A 2,076-nucleotide genomic window follows, 5' to 3' on the forward strand; every position below is an offset into this window, starting at 1 on the left:
TCCGTACCCAGCACCGTCTCGGAGCCGGAGGATTCAAATCCCTCCGGCGGAGTCTGCTCCTGCTCACCAGCCCGGAACACCACCGTGACACCGGATATGTTGGTATTCCCCTCAGTGTCCAGCACCGGCGTACTGTTCAGCAGCACGCTTTTTAAGCCATCCACCGGACCTTCAATCGGCCCTTCGCTGATGGCATCGATCACACTCAGCAACTGCGTGGACTTCAGGTTGTCCTTCGCTTCGCGCGGGGTATGCCCCTTACTGCTTCCTTTACCCATTCCTCACGCTCCATAAATGACAAAACCGCCCGCAGGCGGTTTCACATAAAACATTTTGCATCAGCGACCAATCACCACAACCTGACCACCGTCCCCTTCGTCTGCCGTGCTGATCTCCTGAGAAACCACGCGTGACCCCACGCGCATTTCCCCGTACAGAACAGGCAGAACATTGCCCTGGGCAACCATGTTATCCAGTGAGGAGAAATAGGTGTTCTGCTTACCGTTATCCGTTGTCTGTATACGGGGAGTTCTGGCTTTCGGTGCCAGCATCTGCGCCACACCACCGAGCACCATACTGGCACCGAGAGAAAACAGGATGCCGGTCATACCACCGGCCCCAATGGCTGCCCCCCATGCTGCAAGGGTGGCTCCGGCGGTAAAGAATGATCCGGCAATGGCGGCAGCCCCCAGGACAATCTGGAATACGCCACCTGACTTGGCCCCGGCGACTCTGGGAACAATATGAATTACGGCGCCATCAGGCAGAGTCTCATGTAACTGCGCCGTTAACCCGGACGTGCTGACGTCCCGCCCGGCAATCCGTACCTGATACCAGCCGTCGCTCAGTTTCTGACGAAACGCCGGGAGCTGTGTGGCCAGTGCCCGGATGGCTTCAGCCCCCGTTTTCACACGAAGGTCGATGCGGCGACCAAATCGTTGTAAATCCCCGTAAAGGCAGATGCGCGCCATGCCCGGTGACGCCAGAGGGAGTGTGTGCGTCGCTGCCATTTGTCGGTGTACCTCTCTCGTTTGCTCAGTTGTTCAGGAATATGGTGCAGCAGCTCGCCGTCGCCGCAGTAAATTGCGGCGTGATTCGGCACTGATGACCCAAAACAGCACAGCAGCACATCGCCCGGCTGTGCCGCTGACAACGGCACCTGATACAGCCCCGTCGCCTCCAGATTATCCAGATAGAGATTCTGGCCGTTACGCCACCAGTCATCCTCACGATGAAAGTCCGGCATCTCAATCCCCGCCAGATGATAAGCATCCCGGAACAGTGTGTAACAGTCCGTCACACCGTGCTCAAAGCGCCGCCCGGTGAGATGCGGCACACAGCGGAACTTATGAATCGTCCCCCGGCAGACCAGCCACCACGGCAAATCACTCTGCACCTGCAGCCGCCGGTCGGCCTCACTCAGCCAGGGCAGACCACCGGGGTGGCTGTGGACCAGCGCCACAATCTCACCCTGCATTTCTGCCTGCAGCCAGTCTTCCGGCGACATACGGAAATACGCCTCCGGCTCACCGGAGATATTCACGCAGGGGAAATATCTTTCCCCCTCCGGCGTGCTTACCACGAAGCCGCACGACTCCGCTGGCGCACATCGCCGGGCGTGCGCCAGAATCGCTGATTCTGTCTGTGTCATGGGATTTACTGCGAAAGTTTGTTAATGGAAAGGAAGCCGCCAAAGTTGCCGACGTTATTGCGGAACTTACAACCGCTCAGGCATTTGCTGCATTTATCCTTCGTGATATCGGACGTTGGCTGGTCATATTCATCCGCGACAGCCGGACCGCTATAACCGCACTCGTCACCGCGATAGGTCCAGGTGCAGGTGTTGGCCAGCATGATACGTCCCGGAAAAACAGCGCCATCCGTTTCCGTCGGCGTGGACAGTACAAAGGAGGCACTCACCGCGCTCAGTTCGCTGCACTGCTCAATGCGCCAGCGGCTGATCACCTCCTGCTCCGGATCGGCGTAACTGTTTCCGTTGACGAAGTTCACCGCATCCAGAAAACGGGCGTAAACCTTACGCCGGACCACCGTTCCGCCGACCAGACTCTGCATATC

At 58.3% G+C, this 2,076-nt stretch carries 4 protein-coding genes; all 4 read right to left on the reverse strand.

Annotated elements, in window-relative coordinates; translation table 11 throughout:
* The coding region (locus P3R27_RS14205) for a hypothetical protein (protein WP_001514429.1) at window positions 1–278 on the reverse strand (278 nt) is incomplete at its 3' end.
* 60 nt (window positions 279–338) lie between these two features.
* On the reverse strand, window positions 339–971 hold the full coding sequence (locus P3R27_RS14210) for a tail assembly protein (protein ID WP_000090889.1): 633 nt from the start codon (window positions 969–971) through the stop codon (window positions 339–341).
* Window positions 908–1,651: a C40 family peptidase gene (locus tag P3R27_RS14215; protein WP_000194780.1), complete on the reverse strand. Its 744-nt coding sequence runs from the start codon at window positions 1,649–1,651 to the stop codon at window positions 908–910. The genes P3R27_RS14210 and P3R27_RS14215 overlap by 64 nt, the downstream gene beginning before the upstream one ends.
* A gap of 5 nt (window positions 1,652–1,656) precedes the next feature.
* Window positions 1,657–2,076: phage minor tail protein L (locus tag P3R27_RS14220; protein ID WP_069142378.1), on the reverse strand; the 420-nt coding region annotated here is incomplete at its 5' end.

The sequence above is a fragment of the Enterococcus spodopteracolus genome, from assembly GCF_030441955.1.
In the GTDB taxonomy this organism is placed as follows: domain Bacteria; phylum Bacillota; class Bacilli; order Lactobacillales; family Enterococcaceae; genus Enterococcus_B; species Enterococcus_B spodopteracolus.